This is a genomic window from Streptomyces sp. NPDC026659 (genome assembly GCF_040638245.1).
In the GTDB taxonomy this organism is placed as follows: Bacteria; Actinomycetota; Actinomycetes; order Streptomycetales; family Streptomycetaceae; genus Streptomyces.
Map to the genome: position 1 here is coordinate 94,179 of NZ_JBEZXY010000002.1, position 24,823 is coordinate 119,001.

Annotated in this window: 21 protein-coding genes and 1 tRNA gene; 4 read left to right on the forward strand and 18 right to left on the reverse strand. The window is 71.4% G+C overall.

Annotation, left to right across the window (positions count from 1 at the left end):
* Positions 1-20: 20 nt before the first annotated feature.
* The 12 genes from AB0E91_RS04995 to AB0E91_RS05050 form a co-directional block, all read right to left on the reverse strand.
* Positions 21-668 carry an L-threonylcarbamoyladenylate synthase gene (locus tag AB0E91_RS04995; RefSeq protein WP_161178771.1) on the reverse strand — a complete coding sequence of 216 codons (648 nt, stop codon included), beginning with the start codon at positions 666-668 and terminating at the stop codon, positions 21-23.
* A 50-nt stretch (positions 669-718) separates the two neighbouring features.
* The gene (gene prmC / locus AB0E91_RS05000; protein ID WP_361777261.1) at positions 719-1,558 is read right to left on the reverse strand and encodes a peptide chain release factor N(5)-glutamine methyltransferase; all 840 of its coding nucleotides are present in this window, start codon (positions 1,556-1,558) and stop codon (positions 719-721) included.
* Positions 1,559-1,656: 98 nt separating this feature from the next.
* Positions 1,657-2,733: a peptide chain release factor 1 gene (gene prfA, locus AB0E91_RS05005; RefSeq protein ID WP_361775391.1), complete on the reverse strand. Its 1,077-nt coding sequence runs from the start codon at positions 2,731-2,733 to the stop codon at positions 1,657-1,659.
* A 106-nt stretch (positions 2,734-2,839) separates the two neighbouring features.
* Positions 2,840-3,064, reverse strand: coding sequence for a 50S ribosomal protein L31 (rpmE, locus tag AB0E91_RS05010; RefSeq protein ID WP_018544505.1), 225 nt, complete (start codon positions 3,062-3,064; stop codon positions 2,840-2,842).
* Positions 3,065-3,220: 156 nt separating this feature from the next.
* Positions 3,221-4,333, reverse strand: coding sequence for an LCP family protein (locus AB0E91_RS05015; protein WP_361775394.1), 1,113 nt, complete (start codon positions 4,331-4,333; stop codon positions 3,221-3,223).
* Between the two features lie 377 nt (positions 4,334-4,710).
* Entirely contained in the window at positions 4,711-6,669 is a 1,959-nt protein-coding gene (gene rho / locus AB0E91_RS05020) for a transcription termination factor Rho (protein ID WP_361775397.1), read from the reverse strand.
* A 407-nt stretch (positions 6,670-7,076) separates the two neighbouring features.
* Entirely contained in the window at positions 7,077-7,994 is a 918-nt protein-coding gene (gene thrB, locus AB0E91_RS05025) for a homoserine kinase (protein ID WP_361775400.1), read from the reverse strand.
* Positions 7,995-8,292: 298 nt separating this feature from the next.
* Positions 8,293-9,351 (reverse strand): threonine synthase, encoded by a 1,059-nt coding sequence (thrC, locus tag AB0E91_RS05030; protein WP_361775403.1) that lies wholly within the window; start codon positions 9,349-9,351, stop codon positions 8,293-8,295.
* Positions 9,352-9,357: 6 nt separating this feature from the next.
* Complete coding sequence (locus AB0E91_RS05035; protein ID WP_361777264.1) at positions 9,358-10,647, reverse strand: homoserine dehydrogenase; 1,290 nt, start codon at positions 10,645-10,647, stop codon at positions 9,358-9,360.
* Between the two features lie 175 nt (positions 10,648-10,822).
* Complete coding sequence (lysA, locus tag AB0E91_RS05040; RefSeq protein WP_361775406.1) at positions 10,823-12,214, reverse strand: diaminopimelate decarboxylase; 1,392 nt, start codon at positions 12,212-12,214, stop codon at positions 10,823-10,825.
* 70 nt (positions 12,215-12,284) lie between these two features.
* Positions 12,285-13,295, reverse strand: coding sequence for an ArgS-related anticodon-binding protein NrtL (gene nrtL, locus AB0E91_RS05045; protein WP_361775409.1), 1,011 nt, complete (start codon positions 13,293-13,295; stop codon positions 12,285-12,287).
* Positions 13,296-13,421: 126 nt separating this feature from the next.
* Complete coding sequence (locus AB0E91_RS05050; protein WP_361777267.1) at positions 13,422-13,925, reverse strand: response regulator; 504 nt, start codon at positions 13,923-13,925, stop codon at positions 13,422-13,424.
* A gap of 106 nt (positions 13,926-14,031) precedes the next feature.
* Between AB0E91_RS05050 and AB0E91_RS05055 the strand changes: the two genes are divergently transcribed.
* Both AB0E91_RS05055 and AB0E91_RS05060 read left to right on the forward strand, forming a co-directional pair.
* Positions 14,032-14,103 (forward strand) — tRNA-Arg (locus AB0E91_RS05055).
* A 332-nt stretch (positions 14,104-14,435) separates the two neighbouring features.
* A complete protein-coding gene (locus AB0E91_RS05060; protein ID WP_361775412.1) occupies positions 14,436-15,206 on the forward strand; it encodes a hypothetical protein in 771 nt (256 codons plus the stop codon).
* 186 nt (positions 15,207-15,392) lie between these two features.
* Here the strand turns inward: AB0E91_RS05060 and AB0E91_RS05065 are convergent, their stop codons facing one another.
* The 5 genes from AB0E91_RS05065 to AB0E91_RS05085 form a co-directional block, all read right to left on the reverse strand.
* Positions 15,393-15,698 carry a hypothetical protein gene (locus tag AB0E91_RS05065; RefSeq protein ID WP_361775415.1) on the reverse strand — a complete coding sequence of 102 codons (306 nt, stop codon included), beginning with the start codon at positions 15,696-15,698 and terminating at the stop codon, positions 15,393-15,395.
* A 352-nt stretch (positions 15,699-16,050) separates the two neighbouring features.
* Positions 16,051-17,898 carry a CHAT domain-containing protein gene (locus tag AB0E91_RS05070; protein ID WP_361775418.1) on the reverse strand — a complete coding sequence of 616 codons (1,848 nt, stop codon included), beginning with the start codon at positions 17,896-17,898 and terminating at the stop codon, positions 16,051-16,053.
* Positions 17,895-18,302: a hypothetical protein gene (locus AB0E91_RS05075; protein ID WP_361775421.1), complete on the reverse strand. Its 408-nt coding sequence runs from the start codon at positions 18,300-18,302 to the stop codon at positions 17,895-17,897. The genes AB0E91_RS05070 and AB0E91_RS05075 overlap by 4 nt, the downstream gene beginning before the upstream one ends.
* Before the next feature lie 58 nt (positions 18,303-18,360).
* A complete protein-coding gene (locus tag AB0E91_RS05080; protein WP_361775424.1) occupies positions 18,361-19,683 on the reverse strand; it encodes a hypothetical protein in 1,323 nt (440 codons plus the stop codon).
* A gap of 147 nt (positions 19,684-19,830) precedes the next feature.
* A complete protein-coding gene (locus tag AB0E91_RS05085; RefSeq protein WP_361775427.1) occupies positions 19,831-20,871 on the reverse strand; it encodes a Ku protein in 1,041 nt (346 codons plus the stop codon).
* 64 nt (positions 20,872-20,935) lie between these two features.
* Between AB0E91_RS05085 and ligD the strand changes: the two genes are divergently transcribed.
* The gene (ligD, locus tag AB0E91_RS05090) at positions 20,936-21,817 is read left to right on the forward strand and encodes a non-homologous end-joining DNA ligase (protein WP_361775430.1); all 882 of its coding nucleotides are present in this window, start codon (positions 20,936-20,938) and stop codon (positions 21,815-21,817) included.
* 19 nt (positions 21,818-21,836) lie between these two features.
* Here ligD and AB0E91_RS05095 read toward each other — a convergent pair whose 3' ends face one another.
* A complete protein-coding gene (locus tag AB0E91_RS05095; RefSeq protein WP_361775433.1) occupies positions 21,837-22,640 on the reverse strand; it encodes a nuclease-related domain-containing protein in 804 nt (267 codons plus the stop codon).
* Between the two features lie 911 nt (positions 22,641-23,551).
* Between AB0E91_RS05095 and AB0E91_RS05100 the strand changes: the two genes are divergently transcribed.
* Complete coding sequence (locus tag AB0E91_RS05100; protein ID WP_361777270.1) at positions 23,552-24,799, forward strand: ATP-binding protein; 1,248 nt, start codon at positions 23,552-23,554, stop codon at positions 24,797-24,799.
* Positions 24,800-24,823: the final 24 nt, after the last annotated feature.

The window sequence follows — 24,823 nt, forward strand, 5'->3', positions numbered from 1 at the left end:
GACGGCGGGCTCGGGGGCCGTCAATTCGCCACCTCAAGGTCGGGTACGACCTTGCGCAGCTCCTCCGGGGAGATCGCGCCCGCGCGCAGCAGCACCGGGACGTCACGGGAGACGTCCACGATGGAGGAGGGCACGTTGCCCGGGGTGGGACCGCCGTCGAGGTAGACGGAGACGGAGTCGCCGAGCATCTGCTGGGCGGCGTCGCAGGTCTCGGGGGCGGGGTGGCCGGTGAGGTTGGCGGAGGAGACGGCCATGGGGCCGAACTCGGTGAGCAGTTCGATGGCGACCGGGTGCAGCGGCATCCGGACGGCGACGGTGCCCCGGGTGTCGCCGAGGTCCCACTGGAGGGAGGGCTGGTGCCGGGCGACCAGGGTGAGGGCGCCGGGCCAGAAGGCGTCGACGAGGTCCCACGCCTTCTCGGAGAAGTCCGTGACGAGGCCGTGCAGGGTGTTCGGGGAGCCGATGAGGACGGGGGTGGGCATGTTGCGGCCCCGGCCCTTGGCGGCGAGCAGGTCGGCGACGCCCTCGGAGGAGAACGCGTCGGCGCCGATGCCGTAGACCGTGTCGGTCGGCAGCACCACCAGTTCGCCGCGACGGACGGCGGACGCGGCCTCGCGCAGACCCGTCACGCGGTCGGTCGCGTCGTTGGTGTCGTATCGCCGTGCCATCTAGCGGGCCTCCTCGTACGGGTACTGCGGGGATGAAGTCCGGGGGGCGCTCACGGCATCGCCTTGCGGGCGGTGGCGAAGCGCGGGCGGTTGTTGAGGTCGGGATGGTCGGCCGCGTCGGCCCAGCCGCGCTCCTCGGTGAAGATCCACGGCACCTGGCCGCCCTGGGTGTCGGCGTGCTCGACGACGACGACTCCGCCCGGGCGCAGCAGCCGGTGCGCGGTGCGCTCCAGGCCGCGGATCAGGTCGAGGCCGTCCTCGCCGGAGAAGAGGGCGAGGTCGGGGTCGTAGTCGCGGGCCTCCGGGGCGACGTACTCCCACTCGGTGAGCGGGATGTACGGCGGGTTGGAGATGACCAGGTCGACCTGGCCGTCGAGGTCCGGGAAGGCGGCCAGGGCGTCGCCCTGGCGCAGGTCGACCCTGGAGCCCTGCATGTTCTTGCGGGTCCACTGCAGGGCGTCCTCGGACAGCTCCACGGCGTGCACCCGCGAGCGCGGCACCTCCTGGGCGAGGGCCAGCGCGATGGCACCGGAGCCGGTGCACAGGTCGACGATGCAGGGCTCGACGACGTCCATGGCGCGCACCGCGTCTATGGCCCAGCCGACGACCGACTCGGTCTCGGGGCGGGGGACGAAGACGCCGGGGCCGACCTGGAGCTCCAGATAGCGGAAGTAGGCGCGTCCGGTGATGTGCTGGAGCGGTTCGCGCTGCTCGCGGCGGGCGACGACCTCCCAGTAGCGGGCGTCGAAGTCGGCGTCCTTCACGGAGTGGAGCTGGCCGCGCTTGACGCCGTGCACGAACGCCGCGAGTTCCTCGGCGTCGTTGCGCGGCGAGGGCACACCGGCGTCGGCCAGCCGCTGGGTGGCCTGGGCCACCTCCGCGAGCAGCACGCTGCGGGGGCTCGGGGGTCGCCCCCCGAAGTCTTGCTGCACGCTTCTCCTCCGGTCTCGTGCTTCGTCGTGCGGTGGGTGCTGTCGTGCGGTGGTGCTTACGCGGCGGCGAGCTTCGCCGCCGAGTCGGCGTCGACGCAGGCCTGGATCACCGAGTCGAGGTCGCCGTCCAGGACCTGGTCCAGGTTGTACGCCTTGAAGCCGACGCGGTGGTCGGAAATGCGGTTCTCCGGGAAGTTGTAGGTACGGATCTTCTCGGAGCGGTCGACCGTGCGGACCTGGCTGCGGCGGGCGTCCGCGGCCTCGGCCTCGGCCTTCTCCTGGGCCGCGGCGAGCAGCCTGGAGCGCAGGATACGCATCGCCTGCTCCTTGTTCTGGAGCTGGCTCTTCTCGTTCTGGCAGGAGGCGACGACACCCGTGGGCAGGTGGGTGATGCGCACGGCGGAGTCGGTGGTGTTCACGGACTGGCCGCCGGGGCCGGACGAGCGGTACACGTCGATGCGCAGGTCGTTGGCGTGGATCTCGACGTCGACCTCCTCGGCCTCGGGCGTGACGAGCACGCCGGCGGCGGAGGTGTGGATACGGCCCTGCGACTCGGTCGAGGGCACGCGCTGCACGCGGTGCACACCGCCCTCGTACTTCAGCCGGGCCCACACGCCCTGGCCGGGCTCGGTGGCGCCCTGGCCGCCCTTGGTCTTCACCGCGACCTGGACGTCCTTGTAGCCGCCCAGCTCGGACTCGGTGGCGTCGATGATCTCGGTCTTCCAGCCCACGCGCTCGGCGTACCGCAGATACATGCGCAGGAGGTCACCGGCGAACAGGGCGGACTCGTCGCCGCCCGCGCCCGCCTTGATCTCCAGGATGACGTCCTTGTCGTCGCTCGGGTCGCGCGGGACGAGCAGGAGGCGGAGCTTGTCGGTCAGCTCCTCGCGCTGCTTGTCCAGCACCTTGACCTCGGCGGCGAAGTCGGGGTCGTCGGCCGCGAACTCGCGCGCGGTCTCGATGTCGTCACCGGTCTGCTTCCAGGAGCGGTACGTGGCGACGATCGGGGTCAGCTCGGCGTAGCGCTTGTTCAGCTTGCGCGCGTTCGCCTGGTCGGCGTGGACCGAGGGGTCGGCGAGCTTCTGCTCCAGATCGGCGTGCTCGGTGACGAGTTCCTCGACTGCCTCGAACATCTTTCGGCTCCTGTACTGCGGGTGAAGGGCTGGCGGGCGACCAAAAACGCCGGTCCCGGGCACACCCCGGGCGGGGCGTGACCGTGGACCGGCGGTTTCGCGCTCGCTACTTCTTCGAGCCGGCGGCAGCCTTGCCGAAGCGGGCCTCGAAGCGGGCCACACGGCCACCGGTGTCGAGGATCTTCTGCTTGCCCGTGTAGAACGGGTGGCACTCGGAGCAGACCTCGGCGCGGATGGCGCCGGACTGGATGGTGCTGCGGGTGGTGAACGACGCGCCACAGGTGCAGCTGACCTGCGTCTCGACGTACTCGGGGTGGATCTCGCGCTTCAAGGTGTCTCCTAGGTTCGGGAGGGCTCCGGGTCGCTGCCGCGGGATGCGGGGCGTGAACCGGGGCCGACGTACCAGTCTGCCAGGACTGGCGCCATCCCCCAAAACCGGGGGCGTCCGTTTTCTATTCCCCGTGGGGCGAGGGGCCGTCCCGAACGGCTACCCCCGCGGGGTGCCGATCACCTTGCCCGCCCTGCCCGTCGCCGCGTCCGCGGTCGCCGTGGCGGGGACCTGGCGGTCCTCCTTCAGCGCCTTCCAGACCTGGGCGGCCTTGCCGGGTTCCAGGAGGACGCGGTTGGGGTCGGCGGGGTCGTACCGGACCGGCATCGTCACCATCTGGACGTGGGAGGACTTGATGCCCTTGAGGCCGCCGGCGAAGTCCGCGAGGGAGTTGACCGAGCCGAGGTCGGAGTCGGTGGTGACGGACCTGGTGGCGGTGTCGGCGAGGTCGTAGAGCCGCTTGGGGTTGCTGAGGACGCCGATGTCCTTGACCCGGTCCATCAGCGCCTTGACGAACGCCTGCTGGAGCTGGATGCGGCCGAGGTCGGAGCCGTCGCCGACGCCGTGCCGGGTGCGGACCAGGCCGAGGGCCTGGGTGCCGTCGAGGGTGTGGGTGCCGGCCGGGAGGTTCAGATGGCTCTGCGGGTCGTGGATGGCCCGGGTGGTGGTCACCGGTACGCCGCCGAGGTCGTCGATCAGCCGCTGGAAGCCCGTGAAGTCGACCTCGAGGTAGTGGTCCATGCGCAGGCCGGTGAGCGATTCGACCGTCTTCACGGCACAGGGGGCGCCGCCGGTGGCGTACGCGGAGTTGAACATCACGCCCTGGGCGGCCGGGTAGGTGTTGCCCTTGGTGTCGGCGCAGGCGGGGCGGTCGATGAGGGTGTCGCGGGGGATCGAGACGACGGTGGCCTTCTTGTGGCCCTTGTGGACGTGCACGATCATCGCCGTGTCGGCACGGGCCCCGCTGTCGGCGGCCCCGCCGCCGAGTCTGCGGTTGGCGCCCGCGCGGGTGTCCGAGCCGAGAACCAGGATGTTCTCGGAGCCGGTCGCGCCCTTGGCGGGCCGGTGGGCGCCGAGCAGCTGGTTGATGTCGATGCTCGTGAGGTTGCCGTTGAGCTTGAAGTAGACGTATCCGGCTCCGGCGCCGCCCAGGACGACGACGCCCGCGGCGGCCCAGGCGGTGGCGAGCAGTGCCTTGCGGCGCGTACTGCGGGGCTTGCGGCGGCGGCCCTTGCCGCGATGGCCGGGCTCCGGGGTGCTCTCGGCGGACACGTCACTCCTAGATCTCGTCCGGTTGGTTACCCCCTGCGTTCAGGGTCGGGTGCAGTCGTCACGCACCATCGTCGCTCCACCTGGTCATACAGGGAAACTCGGGACAGGCTCGCACAGCCGACCGGGCCGACCGCGTGCGACGAACGTCACGGAACGTGACCGGAGTGAGCGGGAGATCCCCGCGCTCACCTGGGGTTTCGACGGGGTGGACGACGGGGTCCGGAGGCGGCGCGGAAGGGACATGTGTGGGAAAGGTCTCGTACGGCGCCGTACCGCGCGGATGCGGACAGGGGGCGTACACAAAGAGGCCGCCCCCGGCGGAAGATCCGACGGGGGCGGCCTCAACGCCCTTGCGGGCGGGGGGTGTTGCGCGTGACTCAGTCGCCGTTGCCCGGGGCGGGCGTGTTCTTCTGAATCTGCGTCAGGAACTCGATGTTCGACTTGGTCTGCTTCATCTTGTCGAGCAGCAGCTCGATCGCCTGCTGCTGGTCGAGCGCGTGCAGCACGCGACGCAGCTTCCAGGTGATGGCCAGCTCCTCGCTGCCGAGCAGGATCTCTTCCTTACGGGTACCGGACGCGTCGACGTCCACCGCCGGGAAGATGCGCTTGTCGGCGAGCTTCCGGTCGAGCTTGAGCTCCATGTTGCCGGTGCCCTTGAACTCCTCGAAGATCACCTCGTCCATGCGGGAGCCGGTGTCGACGAGCGCGGTGGCGAGGATGGTCAGCGAGCCGCCGTCCTCGATGTTGCGCGCGGCACCGAAGAAGCGCTTCGGCGGGTACAGGGCGGTGGAGTCCACACCACCGGAGAGGATGCGGCCCGACGCCGGGGCGGCGAGGTTGTACGCACGGCCCAGACGCGTGATGGAGTCGAGCAGCACGACCACGTCGTGACCCAGCTCCACCAGACGCTTGGCGCGCTCGATGGCCAGCTCGGCGACCGTGGTGTGGTCCTCGGCCGGGCGGTCGAAGGTCGAGGAGATGACCTCGCCCTTGACCGACCGCTGCATGTCGGTGACCTCTTCCGGACGCTCGTCGACCAGGACGACCATCAGGTGGCACTCGGGGTTGTTGTGCGTGATCGCGTTGGCGATCGCCTGCATGATCATGGTCTTGCCGGTCTTCGGCGGGGCCACGATCAGACCGCGCTGGCCCTTGCCGATCGGCGACACGAGGTCGATGATGCGGGTCGTCAGGATGCCCGCCTCGGACTCGAGGCGCAGGCGGTCCTGCGGGTACAGCGGCGTCAGCTTGTTGAACTCCGGGCGGCCGCGGCCGTGTTCGGGCGCCATGCCGTTGACGGAGTCGAGGCGGACGAGCGCGTTGAACTTCTCGCGGCGCTCCCCCTCCTTCGGCTGGCGGACCGCGCCGGTGAGGTGGTCGCCCTTGCGCAGGCCGTTCTTGCGGACCTGGGCGAGGGAGACGTACACGTCGTTCGGACCGGGCAGGTAGCCGGAGGTCCGGATGAAGGCGTAGTTGTCGAGGATGTCCAGGATGCCCGCGACGGGGATCAGGACGTCGTCCTCGTTGACCTGCGGCTCGACGACCTCGTCGCGGCCGCGACGGCCACGGCGGTCGCGGTAGCGGCCACGACGGCCACGACGGCCGCCCTCGAAGTCGTCGTCGTCCTGCTGCTGCTGGCTCTGCTGACGCTGGCCGCCCTGCTGCTGGCCCTGCTGACGCTGGCCGCCCTGCTGGTCGTCGCCCTTGCCGCCACGGCGGTCGCGGTCGCGCTCCCGGCCGCCGCGGTCACGGCGGTCGCGGCGGCCACGGCCCTCGCCGTCACCGGCGTCGCCCTTGGCGTCGTTGTTCTGCTGCTGAGTGTCGGCCTTCGGCTCGCTCTTCGCCTCGGCGGCGGTCTCGGCCGGGCTGCCCGCCTCGGCGGTCGCGCGGCGACGGCGGCGCTCGCCGGAGGAGTCCTCGGCGGCGGGCTGCTGCTCGGGCTGGCCCTTCGGGGAGGGCTGGCCCGGGATCTCGATCTGGGCGGCGGCCTTGTCGGCGGACTGCTCCGCCTTCGCCTCGGCGGCCTCCTCACCCGTACGGGTCTTGGAGGTGGCGCGGCGCTTGGGCTTGGTCTCGGCGGCGGCCTCGGCCTTGGGGGCTCCTCCCCCGGCCTGGGCTTCCTTGATGACCTCGATCAGCTGGCTCTTGCGCATCCGCGCGGTGCCCTTGATACCGAGGCCGGAGGCGACCTGCTGAAGCTCGGCCAGCACCATGCCCTCGAGGCCGGTGCCTCGGCGCCGCCGGGAGCCGGCACCGGTGGCAGGCGCGGAGTCCGTGGCGGGCGCGGCAGCGGTCTCCTCGACACGTGCGCCCATCAGATCGGTGGTGTCGCTCACGAAGGGTCCTTCCCTGGAGCGGACGTCGGCCTGTCTGGCTCGGCGACCGGTTGTGCTGTCCGGCATCGGTGCTATCGGTGAGTACCGAGCCGGGGCGGTGGTCCGCCTGGAAGCGGCGGAAGAGAAATTTCTGGTGATGACGCTCCCCGCGAGTCGTGACACTCGGTGTCACGTGGCGCGGCGGCGCCGATTCCGGAGCGGGTCCCGTGCCTCGCTCAGTGCCCCCATACGTCGTACTGCCCAGGTACGGCGCACGGAACACGGAGTGGCTTGGGAGGCTCCCGGAAGAATGTCTGTCCCTGACGGGGACACGAAGCACCTCGCCATGGTGGGGTCGGGTGCAGACTTGAGATTAACACTACCGGATGCAACAAACATTCCCCCTCTCCAAATCCGGCAACCGGGTGTCAGGGCGCAAGCGGCAGCACGCTCGCTCCCTGGAGATCGAGGGCCAGCCGGTTGGCGGCCCAGTCGGCCCCGGCCAGCGCCTCCACCTTGTCGGCCGTGCCCGCGTCGGCCAGGGCCATGACGGTGGGTCCGGCGCCCGAGATGACGGCGGGTACGCCGTCCGCGCGCAGCCGCTCCACGAGCGCGGCGCTGTCGGGCATGGCCGGGGCGCGGTACTCCTGGTGGAGACGGTCCTCGGTGGCGGGCAGCAGCAGCTCGGGGCGCCTGGTCAGCGCCTCGACGAGCAGGGCCGCGCGGCCCGCGTTGGCGGCGGCGTCGACATGCGGCACGGTGCGCGGGAGCAGTCCGCGCGCGGTCTCGGTGAGCACCGGCTTCCCGGGTACGAAAACCACCGGAACGATGGAATCGTCGGGCTCCATCCTGATGGCACGGGCGGCGCCGCGCTCCATCCAGGAGAGGGTGAACCCGCCGAGCAGACAGGCGGCGACGTTGTCCGGGTGGCCCTCGATCTCGGTGGCCAGCTCCAGGAGGGCCGCGTCGTCGAGACGGGCCTCGCCGCCTATCGTCACGGCGCGCGCGGCGACGATGCCGGCGCAGATGGCGGCGGAGGAGGAGCCGAGGCCGCGGCCGTGCGGGATGCGGTTGGCGCACACGATCTCCAGCCCGCGCGGCTGGCCGCCCAGCACGTCGAAGGCGGTGCGCAGGGCGCGGACCAGCAGATGACGCTCGTCCCTCGGCAGGCTCTCGCCGCCCTCGCCCGCGATGTCGATGTGCAGCCCGGCGTCGGCCACCCGGACGACCACGTCGTCGTAGAGCCCCAGCGCGAGGCCCAGGGCGTCGAAGCCCGGACCGAGGTTGGCGCTGGTGGCGGGAACGCGCACCCGGACGGCGGCGGCGCGGAACGCGGGACCGGCCATCGCTCGAGACTCTCCTTGAGCTGCGTGACTGCCCGAATGTGCCGCACGGCGGACATTCGGTGTGGACATTCGATGACATTCGATGACGTACGAAGACCCGTCGGGCCGCGGAGACGACGCGGCGCCGTGCCACACGCGTGGGCAGGTGCGGTGGGCGGGTTGGTCCCAGCCTATCGAAGGAAGGTTCAGTGGCGACATAGGGCGCACAGGAGGCGCACGATGCGTGTCGTAAGCCCCCTGTGCATCCGTTCCAACCGCCCCGGCCGGTCCCTCGGGGTTTCGCAGGTCGCGGCGGGCGTCAGACCAGGCCGAGGCGCTGGGCCGCGACGGCCGCGTCCACCGGGACGACGACCGGCTCCGGGGCACCCTCGGTGGCCCAGCCGGGGTCCTTCAGGCCGTTGCCGGTGACCGTACAGACGATGGTCTGGCCCGGGTCGACCCTGCCCTGCTCGGCCGCCTTGAGCAGACCGGCGACCGAGGCGGCGGAGGCGGGCTCCACGAAGACGCCCTCCTGCGAGGCCAACAGCCGGTAGGCGCGCAGGATCTCACGGTCCGTCACCTCGTCGATGGCACCGCCGGATTCGTCGCGCGCGGCGAGGGCGTACTGCCAGGAGGCGGGGTTGCCGATGCGGATGGCGGTGGCGAGGGTGTGCGGGTCCTTGACGACCTCGCCGCGCACGATGGGCGCGCTGCCCGCCGCCTGATAGCCCCACATGCGCGGGGTGCGACCGGCGGGACCGTCGGCCTTGTACTCCTTGTAGCCCTTCCAGTAGGCCGTGATGTTGCCCGCGTTGCCGACCGGGAGGACATGGATGTCGGGCGCGTCGCCCAGCGCGTCCACGATCTCGAACGCGGCCGTCTTCTGGCCCTCGATACGCACCGGGTTGACCGAATTGACCAGCGCCACCGGGTAGTTGTCGCTCAGGGCGCGGGCGAGGTCGAGGCAGTCGTCGAAGTTTCCGTCGACCTGGAGGATGGTCGCGCCGTGCACGAGGGCCTGGGCCATCTTGCCGAGCGCGATCTTGCCCTGCGGGACGAGCACCGCCGGGGTCATGCCCGCGCGCACCGCGTAGGCGGCGGCCGAGGCGGAGGTGTTGCCGGTGGAGGCGCAGATGACCGCCTTGGCGCCCTCCTCCTTGGCCCGCGTGATGGCCATGGTCATGCCCCGGTCCTTGAAGGAGCCGGTGGGGTTGGCCCCCTCCACCTTGAGGTGGACCTCGCAGCCGGTGCGCTCGGAGAGCACCCGCGCGGGCACGAGAGGCGTGCCGCCCTCGCGGAGCGTCACGACGGGCGTGCTGTCGCTCACCGGCAGCCTGTCCCGGTACTCCTCGATGATTCCGCGCCACTGGTGGGTCATTGCCGCTTACTCCCCTTCAACCCGCATGATGCTGGCGACACCCCGCACGGTGTCGAGCTTGCGCAGCGCCTCGACAGTCCCGCTGAGGGACGCGTCGGAGGCCCGGTGGGTGACGACGACGAGCGATGCCTCGCCGTCCTTCCCCTGCTGCCTGACCGTATCGATGGACACCCCGTGCTCGGCGAACACCGTGGCGACCTGGGCGAGGACACCCGGTTTGTCCGCGACGTCGAGGCTGATGTGGTAGCGCGTGACGACGTCCCCCATCGGGGAGACGGGCAGCGCCGCGTACGCCGACTCGCCCGGCCCCGTCGTACCGCTGAGCAGGTTGCGGCAGACCGCGACCAGGTCGCCGAGAACCGCGGAGGCGGTGGGCGCGCCGCCGGCGCCGGGGCCGTAGAACATCAGCTGGCCGGCGGCGTCGGACTCCACGAAGACGGCGTTGTACGCGCCGCGCACCGAGGCCAGCGGGTGGGTCAGCGGGATCATCGCGGGGTGGACGCGCGCGGTGACGGAGGCGCCGTCCTCGGCGCGCTCGCAGATGGCGAGCAGTTTGATGGTGCAGCCCATGCGCTTGGCCGAGCGGAAGTCGGCCGCGGTGACCTCGGTCATGCCCTCGCGGTGCACGTCGTCGAGGCGGACCCGGGTGTGGAAGGCGATCCCGGCGAGGATGGCGGCCTTGGCGGCGGCGTCGAAGCCCTCGACGTCGGCGGTGGGGTCGGCCTCGGCGTACCCCAGCGCGGTGGCCTCGTCCAGGGACTCCTGGTAGCCCGCGCCGGTGGAATCCATCTTGTCGAGGATGAAGTTGGTGGTGCCGTTGACGATGCCGAGCACGCGGTTGACCTTGTCGCCCGCGAGCGACTCGCGCAGCGGGCGGATCAGCGGGATGGCACCGGCGACGGCGGCCTCGTAGTAGAGGTCCTTGCCGTGCTCCTCGGCGGCGGCGTGCAGCGCGGCGCCGTCCTGGGCGAGCAGGGCCTTGTTCGCGGAGACGACGGAGGCGCCGTGCTCCAGCGCGGTGGTGATGAGGGTGCGGGCGGGCTCGATGCCGCCGATGACCTCCACCACCACGTCGATGTCACCGCGCTTGACCAGCGCGGTCGCGTCGGTGGTGACCAGCGCGGGGTCGATGCCCGCGCGCACCTTGGCGGGACGGCGTACGGCGACACCGGCCAGCTCCACCGGGGCGCCGATGCGGGCGGCGAGGTCGTCGGCGTGCGTCGTCATGATGCGCGCCACCTCGGAGCCGACCACTCCACAGCCCAGCAGCGCCACCTTCAGCGGACGCGTACGCATCATCCGACCTCGTTTCCCTCATACCGTGTGCGGTGGGACCAGTCTCACTCACCGGACTGCGGTTTCTACCCTTGGTCCGGATCCTGAGACATGTATTTCATCTCGCCCGGTGGGGCCGCAGGAGGTTTTCCGGGCGGCCCCGGGCCGGGGTGCTTTTCCGACGGCTCGGCTCGGCTCAGCCGACGTCGAGGCGCAGCAGGTCCTCCTCGGTCTCACGCCGGACGATCGTGCGGGCCTCGCCGTCGCGGACGGCGACGACCGGCGGCCGGAGCACGTGGTTGTAGTTGCTCGCCATGGACCGGCAGTACGCGCCGGTGGCCGGTACGGCGATGAGGTCGCCCGGCGCCAGGTCGGCGGGCAGGAACGCGTCCTTGACCACGATGTCCCCGCTCTCGCAGTGCTTGCCGACGACGCGGGCGAGCATGGGCTCGGCGTCGCTGGTGCGCGAGACGAGGGCGACGCTGTACTCGGCGTCGTACAGCGCCGTACGGATGTTGTCCGACATGCCGCCGTCGACCGAGACGTAGGTGCGCAGTCCCGCGAGCGGCTTGACGGTGCCGACCTCGTACAGCGTGAACGCGGTGGGCCCGACGATCGCGCGGCCCGGCTCGACGGAGATGCGCGGCACGCTCAGCCGGGCCGCCTCGCACTCGCGGGTGACGATCTCGGTGAGCGCCTTGGCGATCTCGTGCGGCTCGCGGGGGTCGTCGTCGCTGGTGTAGGCGATGCCGAGGCCGCCGCCGAGGTCGATCTCGGGCAGCTCGACACCGTGCTCGTCGCGGATGTCCTTGAGGAGCCCGACGACGCGGTGCGCGGCGACCTCGAAGCCGGACATGTCGAAGATCTGCGAGCCGATGTGGCTGTGGATGCCGATGAGTTCGAGCCCGTCGAGGGTGAGCGCGCGCCGTACGGCCTCGGCGGCGCGGCCGCCCGCGAGCGGGATGCCGAACTTCTGGTCCTCGTGCGCGGTCGCGATGAACTCGTGGGTGTGCGCCTCGACGCCGACGGTGATGCGGATCTGCACCCGCTGCCGCTTGCCGAGCCCCTGCGCGATGTGCGCGACGCGGGCGATCTCCTGGAAGGAGTCCAGCACGATCCGCCCGACCCCGGCCTCGACGGCGCGGGTGATCTCCTCGACCGACTTGTTGTTGCCGTGGAAGGCGATGCGCGCGGGGTCCATCCCGGCGGACAGCGCGGTCGCCAGCTCGCCGCCGGAGCAGACGTCGAGGTTCAGCCCCTCCTCGTCCAGCCAGCGCACGACGGCGCGGGAGAGGAACGCCTTGCCCGCGTAGAACACGTCGGCGCTCTCGCCGAACGCGGTGCGCCAGGCGCGCGCCCGCGCCCGGAAGTCGTCCTCGTCGAGGATGTACGCGGGGGTGCCGAACTCCTCCGCGAGCCGGGTGGCGGGGATGCCGCCGACGGTGACGACACCGTCCTCGTCCCGGCGCACGGTACGGGCCCACACCTTGGGGTCCAGTGCGTTGAGGTCGGCGGGCGGGGCGGAGTAGTGACCCTCGGGGAGGACGTCGGCGTGGCGGGGCCCGGCGGGGTGGGCGGAACGGCTCATGACGTTGGCTCTCTGTGTCGCGCTGGGGGCTTCTTGCCGAGGCTTCCTGCGGAGGCCTCTTGCGGTGCCCTCAGAGGTGTTCGGGTGCGTCGATGCCGAGCAGGGACAGGCCACCGGCGAGCACCGTCCCGGCCGCTTCGGCGAGCGCCAGCCGGGCGCGGTGGGCGGCCTCGGGTTTCTCCTCGCCGAGCGGGAGCACGTCGTGGAGCAGCGGGAACAGCGCGTCGGCGACGGTCACGAGGTGCCGGGCCAGGCGGTCGGGGGCGTGCTGGGTGGCGGCGGCGGTGAGGACGCGGGGGTGGGCGGTGAGGGGGGTGAGGAGGGCGTGGGTGTCGTGGAGTCCGGTGTCGCCGGTGTCGCCGGGTTCGGCGGTGAAGCCGAGAAGGTGGGCGGCGCGGGAGAGGGAGCGGACACGGGCGTGGGCGTACCGCACCCGGAAGAGGGGGTTGCTCTCGCGCTGCACGAGGTGATCGGCGCTGATCCGGGGCCGGTCGTGCGCGGCGGGGTGGAGCAGGGCCCACTGGGCGGCGTCGGGACCGAGCGGGGCGGGGTCCTCCGGGGCGGGGACGGGGCGGAGGAGGACGCCGGTGTTTTCGTCGACACCTGCCTTGACGTGCCCGATCTCGGCGCGGCCGCCCTGGGTGGCGACGATACGACCGACGGCATCGGCGACGACCTCGGCCCGCACCTCGTACGGCACCCGGAGTACGACGACCTGCCCGGCGAGGGCGCGGCTGTGGCCGTAGGCGATGCCGCGCGTGAGGATGTCGTCGACGATCCCGGCGGTGAGGTCGTCGCGCGCGGCGAGGCTGATGTTGAGGAAGCCGGGGCCGGTGATGACGACGTCCCGGACGCCCTCGGCTGTGACGAGGTGGGGCCGCAGTATCTCGGCGACGCGCAGCGGGGTCTCGTTGGCGGGCCGGGCGAGCCGCAGGGCGACGTTGGTGGCGAAGTCCCCGCACCCCCCGGGCCCGGGCCGGTCGACGACAACCCGCTCAGGAAGATCCACGCTCAGCTCCCCCGCGTCCACGGCACACCGCACGGCGTCCAGGACGGTCCGGGAGAGGTCGAGGGGGGTCACGGGACAAGCGTAGGGGAGGCGGGTGGGGGGTGTAGGACGGGGACGGAGTGGGGGAGGACCAGAGGTGGACGCGGAAGTAAAGACGGACATCCGACGGATGCGAATAGGAATAGGGGGCGGGGGGACCTAACTGATCACCGACCCGCACCCACCCGCGACCCCACCGTTGACGTCGTCATCGCCCCCGCCACGCCTCCCGTTCCTCTTCCCCCGCGCCATGAGCCCCTTGACGAGCCGGACGAGTTCGTCGGGCTCGAAGGGCTTGGGGAGGAAGGCGTCGACGCCGGCACCGAGACCGCTCTCGACCTCGTACTGGGTGCACGCGCTGATGATGGCGAGCGGGAGATCACGCGTACGGGGGTCGGCCCGGAGGCGGGCGGCGGTACTGAGCCCGTCGAGCCGGGGCATGACGACGTCGAGTGTCACCACGTCGGGGCGCACCTGGTGCACCACGTCCAGACACTCGGCACCGTCGACCGCGGTCACGACCTCCAGCCCTTCCAGCTCGAGGTTGACCCTGATCAGCTGCCGGATGACGTTGCTGTCGTCCACGACGAGCACCCGGCCAGTGGCGCCTGACACAACTCGAGAGTAGGTCGGCCCGGGCCACCGCGTCCGGCTTTTCCCCACTTCCAGCCTCCCGGGGGACACCGCCCCCAAACCCGTTCCTGATCACCTCGAAAGACCTGCTAGGGTTCTACCCGTCGCCGCAAGCGCCCAGCGCAACGCCCGACACGCCCCCGTAGCTCAGGGGATAGAGCAACGGCCTCCGGAGCCGTGTGCGCAGGTTCGAATCCTGCCGGGGGCACCTTGGATAAGGTGCCCAAAGACCCCGTTCACAGCGGAAACGCTGAGGCCGGGGTCTTTGCGTTTGTGCAGGCGTATGCGACCCTGAGCGGCCCTGCGCCAACACCTGTGGAGGCAGCCTCGTCGCCTCCTTCCCGAAACGCTCTCCGCACATGGCACGGTTTCCTGGGATTCACTGGCAGCCAGTCGCACTTGGGATTCGTCCGCACCACCTCAGAGCAGTGCAGCCACACCACCTGCGCCGCCGGTGGACCCACGGCCGAGGTAAGGCATCGGAAACGGTGAGGACAACCGGGTAGCGTCCCTCCGACAGTGATCGCTGGGGAGGGGTGCTTGTCGATGAAGGTGGGTCGCCGAAGACTGGCTGCCGTAGGTGTGGCGGTGGCTGTGATCGGGACGCTCGTGTCCGGGTGCGAGCCGGGAGCCCTCGCAGGGGAAGCCCGAGATGCGCATCCCTCCGAGTCGGGGTCTGTCAGCGACGTGCTGTCCCAGGCGCTGTCGTTCCGCTACGTCGGCGACTCCGGCGTGGACGAGACCATGAATCAGCTACTGACGATCAAAAACGGCTTGCCGGATTCGTTGGTCCCAGTCCTTTCCTTCAAGGCGCTGGACAAGAATGAGCATGTGCTGCCTCACGTCAAGGTGAGCACGGTGTATGGAAGCGACCGAGGCAGCCTGGTTGCGCCATACGGGATGAGTACGGACATCCTGCGGTTCTCCGGTCCAGGGGAGCATGACGTGGCGGATGTCCGTGTGATGGTGCGGACTACAACCAAGGCTCGAATACCCGCTGGACTACACGATGTGACGACTCAGGCTCTGGACGCTCACGGGCGCGAGATCAGTAGATTCGAGCGCTTCTCGGCAGTCAGGCTGACCAACAAGGACGACATTCCCGCCTCTGTACGGATCGCCTACATCCTCTGGGACCAGCCCCCCAAAGGCGTCACACAGCAAGCCGTCGAGGTCACCGTCATCGGCGGCCTGACACGGGTACCGGCCCACGGCACTGCAGTAGTGAAGGTCTCTGGGAAAGCCGCCGCTGCGGTGGTACGCAACTCCTACGGCCCGGCAGTAAGCATCAAGGCCTACAACTCGCAGTAACACCGAAGGCCTGCGGTGCCCTCCTGTTGATGAGGGCACCGCAGACTTCTGGGAACCTGCGTAGCGGCAGTCGGGTGCGAGAGCACGCCCATTACGGTTGGCGATCTCCTGTCGCCCATGCGCTCGGCGGCCTCGGCCGGGTCCATCTCCGATACCGCGGCCGAAGCGGGAAATGCGACTCCCTGGTCAGATCCTCCAGCCCACCAGTGGCACGCGGATGCCGGTGAGCAGCCCCAGGAACATCACCGCTGACAGCAGCACGACCAGTACGAGGCGGAGGGCGATGAGCGCGTCCGTGGCGGTGCGCAGTGAGGGCCAGGGGGTCAGGCGGAGGAGCCAGGTGAGGGGGACCGAGAGGGCGAACAGCAGGGCCAGGGCGTCGATGTCGTCCTCGCCGGTCACCTGGACCGGTGCGCTCGCGTCGAGGTCGTAGCCCTCCGCGTACATCGCGAAAGCGAGTGCTTTCCAGCAGAGGGCGGCGAACAGGGTCACGCCGGTTTCGATGAGCGCGAAGCGCGGACCCTGCCGCGATGGGGTGGGTGAGAGAAGCATGATCGCTTTCGGGGAATCGTGGCCGGACGGCACGGCCGTTCGGAATGGTCAGCTGCACCACTCATGGGTGGTGACTGGTTCTCCGGGCCACTGAGCCCGGAGGCCTTTGGCGTTGGGATTCGGCTTGTGTTGCTTGGCGGCCCTCTTGCAGCGGCTGCACGCCCCCTTCCTGGCGTCGCCGTCGGTCCACGCCGTTACCCGTCCGCCGATTTCTCGGCCGACCGTCTTGTTGTACTTGTCGCCCTGGCATTCCGTTTCAGGGGCGGCGCATGCTCGTCGGCGTCAGTGGGCGTCACGCCCCGAAGCACGCGAAAGACGCCCACACCAACGGCGAAACCCCGTCCGCATGGGCCCTGCCGATCGCCCGGCCCAGGGCTCTCGTCGCCGAGGAATCGGCCAGCGCACGATGCGTGTCCGTCATCAGGTCCACCGTCGCCGGGGTGTCCGGGACCGGCCACAGTGCGCCGACGACCGAGCGGGCGCCTACCGCCAGCAGGGCTGCGGGGAAGCCTAGTTGTTCGTCGGGAAGGTCTCCCGTGATGCTGCCGAGTTCGCAGGCGGAGAGGACGACGGTGGCGCCTGGGTGAAGGTTGCGTCGGAGGACGTCGGCGAGGGGGAGTCTGCCGCCCAGGAGGAGGGACGAGGACAAGGGGGCATCGGAGCGGAGGTCGCCGTGGCAGGCGAGGTGGAGGAGGGATGCCTCGGTCAACTGGGTGGCGAAGTCGGGGGTTTCCGTGGGTGGTGAATCGGGCGAACTTCCGCTGGTCGTGCGGAGCCGGTCCGGGGTGTCCGGTGAAATCCCCTTGGGGTCCCCGTTGTCCGTATCGGCATCGGCTCGGAAGAGTCTTGGCTCTACGCCGTGTACCGCCGCGATCGCCCGCGCCTCCGACACCGTCTGCGGGATCGACCGCAAGCCGTCGCCGTCGTACCAAGGGTCCGCGGCCACCAGGATCTTGCCGTTCGGGGGCGGTTGCCAGCCGGCCGAGAGCAGGAGGGCGCGGGCGGAGGGGGCGATGGTCAGGTCCAGGGTTGCGCAGGCGGGGGTGTCGGCCACGAGGGCGGTGTAGAAGGGAAGTAGGGCTGCTTCACCCAGGGGGATCAACGCCAGGGGAGTGGTGCGGAGTTCGGGCCATTCGGTCAGCAGGGGGTCCCAGAACGTCGCGGTCACTTGGTCCAAGGCTTTGCGGATCAGGCGGTCCAGGGCCTTGGGGCCGAGTTCGCGGCGTTGGGCTGCCGCGTAGGCGGTTCGTACTCGGTCGACCAGGGTGCGTACGGTCGTGAGGTCCAGGGCGGGGAGTTCCACGCTTTCGCATATCTCCCGGTCGCCGGGAGGGTAGTTGAGGCGCAGAGCCGCACCGCTGAGCGGCCCGGGGGCGATGTAGATCAGGGTGCGGCCGCTGGAGAGGGCCGCTCGGGCGGCGGCTACGGCGTTGGGGGACGTGGCCAGTCTGGTGGCGCCGTCCGTCGTGGCGTACGTGGCGAGATCGTCGAGGAAGCGTTGTTTCGTGACTTCCCGCAGGGAATGACCGCTGTCCTTCGCCAGGTGCCGCAGCGCCGTACGCGATGCTCGCCTCTCGCTGGCGGCCGTTCTGCGCATCTCCGACAGTTGGCGTCGCAGGGCGGCCGCGCCGTCGTCGGTGGAGAGGATGGCCGTCGTCTCGCGAGTGATCATCCGGTCCCAGAGAGCCAGGGAGGTGACGGCTTCCGCGGTCGTCACACCGGCCAGGGGGACTCCGCCGCGATGGGCCGCGTACGCGGACATGAGGGCCATGCCGTGCATCTCGCGCAACAGCGGTGCGGGCATGGGTTCGCCGCCTTGACTGCATATGGCGTCGATGACACAGCACGCGGTGGAGAGGGACAGGGCGGCCATCGTCGCTCTGATCCAGTCGCCTCCCGTGCTGAATTCAAAGAAGAGCGACAGGCGGGAGGCGGCGAACAGGGGGCCGGCTACCGAAGTGTGGCCTCTCACCACGTCGTCGAACAGCTCCAGTTGCAGGTCCCAGATGTCGTCGCGGACGCTCTTCAGGCTCTGTCGGGCCTGCGTCGCGGCGTTGTAGCGGTCCTCGATGCTCTTGTACGCCTGTGCGGCCGCCCGGTACCGGTCGGCCGGCGAGGGGGAGCGGCCGAAGAGTTTCATCCGTCCTGCCCCTGACGGGAGTTCATCGCGGAGGTCAGGAGCCGGGTGAGCAGCTCGACGTCCACGTCCGCCGTTCCCTTGCGGGTGATCGCGATCGTGGTCGTGTCGTCGGCGGTGCGGACCGTCAGGTTCACCACCGCTTCGCCGGTGTTCCGCGCCGCCGCTTCGCGCCTGCCGGTCCAACGCCTCACCTGGTCGCCGAACAAAGCGATGGCGTCCCGGCCAAGGATCACCGTGACGAGATTGGCTCCCATGCCGAGTCCTTGGCCGGCCGTGGCGACGACCGCGTGCGCGACGTCGGCCCGTTGGTCGGCTCCCCGGAAGGAGCCGAGTGAGTCGAAGTCGGCCTCGTCGAGGCAGTGCCAGAGATCTTCGGGGACCTGTACGTGCATCTGCGTACCCACAAGCGGACAGTAACAGCGGATATCGGCCGGATGTAACGGTTCCGCTGATCCGGTCGCGTCAGTCCGGCAGTTCGTGGAGGGTCTCCTCCGGCTCCTCGTTCGCCGCGTACGGGTGGACCCGGCATTCCTCCGTGAAGGGGGTGAACCAGGATTCCGGGGCTTCGTGGGTGGGGTGGGAGGCGGCTGTGTTGAGGGAGGTGGCGAAGTTCTCGAGGGCCTTGGCGACTTCGTCCGTCAGGAGGCCGTAGAGGTCGGCGGTCACCTCCGCCTGGGTGAGGAGGGAGCCCAGGAGGAGTTTCTCCGCGACGCAGGTCGGGGGGCCGAACGGGGGGCGGGTGAGGCGCGAGGTCAGGGTGATCGCCGTGACCGTGAGGCGGCGGGTGAAGAGGACCGTGTACTCGTCGGCCAGGTGTGGGGGGAGGTCGTCGAGGATCATGAAGGTGGCGTTGCTGCGGGCGACCGTGGGGCCGTCCTCCTCCAGGGCGGCGAGGTCGGTGAAGAGTTCGTCCACCAGGAGGTCGATCGCGTAGATCAGGGCGCCTGCGGCAATCTCCGCCGCCTCCTTGCCGACCGCCCGGGGCGCCTCGCCGCTCGCCGTCCCGGGCGAGCCGACCGGCTCTCCGGCCACCGCCCCGGCCGACTCGCCTGGCGCCGCTCCGATCACCTCTCCGTTCGCCGGTCCGGCCGAGCCAACCGGATCTCCGGCCACCGCCCCGGCCGATCCAACCGGATCTCCGGCTACCACCCCGGTCGCTCCGACCGGCCCTCCCGTCGCCGCTCCCGTCACCTCGCCGCTCGCCGTCCCGGCCGTCTCGCCGTTCGCCGCTCGTCCCGTCTCCTCCCCCGCGTAGCCGAAGGCCGTCAGGGGGAACGACGTGAGGAGGGGGGCCAGTTCGCGGAGGCGGGTGCGCATCGCTTCGGCCTCTGTGGGGGCGGGGGTGTCTCCGGGGGAGGGCTTCGGGTGGTCGCCGGCCGCGTGGCGGCGGGCTCGTTCCGCCGGGTCGGCGGGTGGGGCGTCGGGGCCGTCGGCGGCGTCCAGGCTCTCCTGGAGGAGTTCGGAGTTCAGCTCCACCGCGCAGCGGGTTATCAGCCAGTCCGCGAGCGGTTCGGAGGTGTCCAGGAGTTCGGTCACGACCTCGCGGGCCGCCTCCTCGGCGAACTCCAGCGCGGGCGCGTCCACGAAGAGTTTCAGCAGGGCTCCGCCGGGGTGGACGGCGATGAGGTCGTCCATCAGGTCGACCTCCGTGCCGTCCGGCCCCTCGATGGCCTCCAGCGAGTCGAAGCCCTTGCGCAGCAGGAAGAGGACGCCCTCCCGTTGCAGCGCGTCCAGGTCCGGCGTGCCCTCGGGCGGCGCCATGGTCACGGTCACCACGTATGTCACACGTTCATCGTGCATGAGGGAAGGCGGGGAGGGGGTGGGAATCGGAGGCAGTCCCGCCGTCGGGGGTGTTCGTGATCATCGGCCTCGTCATCGCCGCGGCCATCGCTGCGGCCATCGGTCTCCCCGCCGCCGCGAGCGTCCACCCCCTCACGCCGGCCGCTTCCGCGACGCCGTCTTCTTCGCCGTCGTCTTCTTCCCCGTCGCCGCCTTCTTCGCCGTACTCTTCGTCGCCCCCCGCTTCCCCGACGGCTCCGCCGACCTGGACGTGGACTTCCGCGCCGCGGCCGTCTTCTTCGCCGGGGGCTTCTTCGCGGTGGCCGATGCCGTCGACTTCTTGCCGCCCGTCTCCTTCGGGGTGCTGCGGCCGCGAGGAAGGGTGCGGACCTCCGCGTCCTCCCCCGGTTCCCCCGCGCCCCGCGACTCCCGCGCCTCCCGCACGCTCTTCTCCAGCGCCGCCATCAGGTCGAGCACCTTGCCGCCGGTCTCCGCGGCGGGGGCCTCGGGCGGGGCCTCGCCCGCCGCCTTGGCCGCGATGACCTCCTCAAGAGCCTCGCGGTACTCGTCGTGCAGGTCGTCCAGGTCGACCTCGCCGAGGGTGTCCATCAGGGCGTCCGCGAGGTCGAGTTCCTTGTCGCGGACGGTGACGTCCACGTCCGGGGCCACGCCCTCGGGCGCGCGCACCTCGTCCGGCCACAGCAGGCCGTGCATGACGATGACGTCGCCCACCACGCGCAGCATCCCGAGCCGTTCGCGGCCGCGCAGGGCGAACTTGGCGACGGCGACCTTGTTGCTGCGCTTGAGGGCCTCGCGCAGCAGGGTGTACGGCTTGGCGGCGGAGGCTCCGGCGGCGGCGAGGTAGTACGCGGTGTCCATCTGGAGCGGGTCGATGCGGTCGGCGGGCACGAAGGCGACGATGTCGATGGTGCGGGCGGTGGGCAGCGGCAGATGCGAGAGGTCGTCCTCGGTGATCGGGATCATCTCGCCGTCCGGGGCCTCGTACGCCTTGCCGATCTCCGCCTGGTCGACCTCGCGGTCCTCCAGCTCGCACACCTTGCGGTAGCGGATGCGGCCGTTGTCCTCGGTGTGGACCTGACGGAAGGAGACCGCGTGGCTCTCGGTGGCGTTCACGACCTTGATCGGGATGCTGACCAGGCCGAACGAGATCGCGCCGTTCCAAATGGATCGCACGTGCCGCGCCCCTTCCGTACGGTTTGATTTATCCCATTCGCCCCGATTCTGGGATTGTCATCCTATGACGCCGGTGACGGAGGTGGCGGGGCGGCGGGTCACGCTCAGCAACCTGGACAAGGTGCTGTATCCGGAGAGCGGCTTCACCAAGGGTGAGCTGCTGCACTACTACGCCACCACCGCCGACGTCCTGCTGCCGCACCTGCGCGACCGCGCGGTCTCCTTCCTGCGCTACCCCGACGGCCCCGGCGGCCAGGTCTTCTTCACCAAGAACGTGCCGCCCGGTACGCCCGACTGGGTCACGACCGCCGAGGTGCCCCGCTCGGAGGGGCCCGCCCGGATGGTGGTCGTGCAGGACCTCCCCTCGCTGGTCTGGGCGGCGAACCTGGTCGCCGAGTTCCACACCCACCAGTGGCTCGTCCAGGCGCCCGGCGAGGCCGACCGGCTCGTGTTCGACCTCGATCCCGGGGCACCCGCGACGGTCGTCCACTGCTGCGAGGTCGCCCTGTGGCTGCGGGAACGGCTCGCCGCCGACGGCATCGAGGCGTACGCCAAGACCGCCGGGTCGAAGGGGCTCCATCTGCTGGCGGCCGTGCGCGGGGCATCGCCGGAGGCCACGAGCGAGTACGCGAAGGCGCTCGCGGTGGAGGCCGAGGACGCGCTGCCGGGGCTGGTCACCCACCGCATGACCAAGAGCCTCCGGCCCGGCAAGGTCTTCGTGGACTGGAGCCAGAACGCCGCCCGCAAGACCACCGCCACCCCGTACACCCTGCGCGCCCGCCACGCCCCGCTGGTCTCCGCGCCGGTCACCTGGGACGAGGTCGAGACATGCCGCGCCCCGGCGGACCTGGAGTTCCTGGCCGGTGACATCGCGCCCCGGGTGGAGGAACACGGCGACTTGATGGCGGGGCTCCTGGACCTGGAGCGGGCGGCGGAGCTGCCGTAGACCCCACGCCCCAAAAGACCTACAGCGACAACCACGTCCGCCGATCCCGCGCCATCGCGTGCAACGCCTCCACGTCCCCCGGCTTCAGCAGCCCGCCCAGCCGCGCGAGGCCCGCCAGCTCCCCCTCCCGCAGAATCCGTACGGTCCGGGGCGCGGCCGTGATCAGCACCTCGGCCGGGCCCGCGACCGCGAGGACGGGGCGCACCTCGGCCGTCAGGGCGTACGCGGCCCGGTCGGCGTCCGCGCGCAGCCGCCGCAGCAGTGGCTCGGGGGCGCGGCGGCCCACCGCGACCATCGGGTCGGCGACCAGGACCCGCTGTCTGCGGGCGTACAGCGCGCGTACGGCGAAGAGGCCGGCGGGGCCGATGAGCAGGTGGTGGATGCGGTCGCCGCCGGGGAGCGGGATCGAGTGCAGGGTGTGCCACCCCGCGCCTTCGAGGTCGTCCAGGGCGGCGCCCACCGTCTCCTCGGCGGTCAGGGCGTGCCGGCGCGGGTCGGGGCGGAGCCGGTGGGCCGGGCCCGGGTCGCGGTCGAGGGCGACGAGCAGGGCCTCGCCGGGGCGGTTGGGGGCGAGGTCGTCGTCCGGGTGGAGGGTGAGGCGGGCGAGTTCGGCGGGGGTGGGGACCGGGGGCGGGCCCACGGTGACGGGGCCGGCGAGGAAGGGCTTCAGGGCGGCGAGCACGGCCTGCCGGGAGTCCTCGGCGAGGAGGCTGACCCGGGCCGACTCGCGGTCGTACCAGGCGACGTTCTTCCCGTCCCTGCCGCAGACGTACAGCCGCTCGCGGCCGCGGAGCCGGGTCGGCACCACGCGCAGTCCGCTCATGCGCCATCACCCCTCGACCATGGGACCAGGCGGGGGCACCCCGTGCAAGAAGTCGCGCCCCCTCGACGGGCCCCGTCGGCCGCACAGCCGCCCCGCGCAAACCGCACAGCCGCCCCGCGTAAGGTGTACGGGCCCCGTTCGCCCACCAGCACAGGAGCGCCGTGTCCGACCGTCGTCGCAGGTCCGCGCGGGGTGTCCGCGTCGCCGGGCTCGTCGCGGTGCTGGCGGCGGGGCTCGCCGGATGCGGGGATTCCGGGGGACTGCTCGCGGACGGGCGTGCCCCCGTCGCGGTGGGCCCGGCGACGCTGTGGCCGGATCTGCGGCCCGCGTCGAGCCCGGCGTATCCGTACGACGTGGCCAGCCGGGAGACGGTCCAGGGGATACGGGTGCCGGGGGACGGCATACGCGCGGTCGATCCAGTCGCGGTCGTGACGGCGGAGCTGGCCGCGCACCCCGACGACTACGGCTCGAAGGGGGCGTACCACTCGACGGTGGACGGCATGAAGAACTGCGCGGAAGGCGCACGGAACCCCAAGTGCCCCTTGCTGAAAGCCTATTACCGGGACCTGACCGGCGACGGCCGGGACGACCTCACCCTCGGCTTCCACCTCGGGCCCACCAATCAGACGGCGGTGCGGGTGTACACGGCCGAGGGACACGCGCTGGTGCGGGTGCTGGCCGACAACGACGCGATCACCGGCGTGGAGCTGGCCGGGCGCTCGGTGATCGTGCGCTCCCCGGCGGAGATCTCGGGGTACGAGTACCGGACCACGTGGGAGTGGGACGCGGAGCAGCGGGCGATGGTGTTCACCCGGGACGAGTTCCTGCGCACGGGGCGGCACCGCGGCGGCTCCGGGGGCGTCCGCCTCGCCCTCGCCGGGCCGGAACCCGAACACGCCCCCGGGTGCCCCGTGAGGCGCCCGTTCCCCCGCTGGGCCGGGACGCTCGCCGCCAAGGCCGCCGCGTTCATCACCGTGATGTGCTGCGCGCTGGCCGCGCTGCTCGGCGTCCTGGTCCATGTCTCGGTGACGGACCGGACGGTGGGGCAGGCGCGCGGTCAGGCGCTGGACCGGCTGGACGAGGCGGTGCGCGCCTACCGGTCCGGGGACGCGTTGCCGCCGGGCGCCGGGCTCGACCCGGCCGGGCTGCCCGCGCCGCTGCGGGAGCTGGCGGTGTCCGGGCGGCGGGGCACGATGGTGGCGGCGTACCAGGGGCGGCCCACGATGTGGGCGGCGGCGCCGGCCGACGGCGGGCGGGCGATCGCGGTGGAGGTGGACCACTCGCAGCAGGCGCGGACTATCGCGGGGCTCGACCGGTCGATCCTGTGGTCCTCGGCGCCGGCCATAGGGACGACGGCGCTGGTCGGGGCGTTCGCGGTGACCCGGGTGACCCGGCGGCTGCACACGACCGCGCGGGTGGCCCGGCGGATCAGCGCGGGCGACCTGGACGCGCGGGTGGACGATCCCCGTACGCGGGACCCGGCGCGGCAGCGGGACGAGGTGGCGGCGGTGGCGGCCGCGCTGGACTCGATGGCGGCGAGCCTCCAGGGCAAGCTGCTGAGCGAGCAGCGGTTCACGGCGGACGTGGCGCACGAGCTGCGTACCCCGCTGACCGGGCTGCACGCGGCGGCCGAGCTGCTGCCGCCGGGGCGGCCGACCGAGCTGGTGCGGGACCGGGTGGCCGCGCTGCGCACGCTGACCGAGGACCTGCTTGAGATCTCCCGGCTGGACAGCGGGCGCGAGCGGCTGGAGGCGGACACCGAGGAACTGGGCGCGCTGGTACGGCGGGTGGTGCGGGCCTCGGGGACGGCTACCGAGGTGGCGGTCGTCCGGGACGCGCGGGTGGAGACCGACCGGCGGCGCCTGGAGCGGGTGCTCGGCAATCTGGTCGCCAACGCGCACCGGCACGGGCGGGCGCCGGTGCTGCTGACGGTGGACGGGCCCGTGGTGACGGTCCGGGACCACGGGGACGGCTATCCGGCGTATCTGGTGGACCACGGCCCGCAGCGCTTCCGCACCGAGGGCGGCTCGAAGGGGCACGGTCTGGGGCTGACCATCGCCCTTGGCCAGGCCGAGGTGCTGGGCGCGCGGCTGGCGTTCACGAACGCGGCGGACGGGGGCGCGGTGGCGACGCTGCGGCTGGGGGCGGACGGCGCGTAGCCGGGAGGGGGACACCAAGGGCAC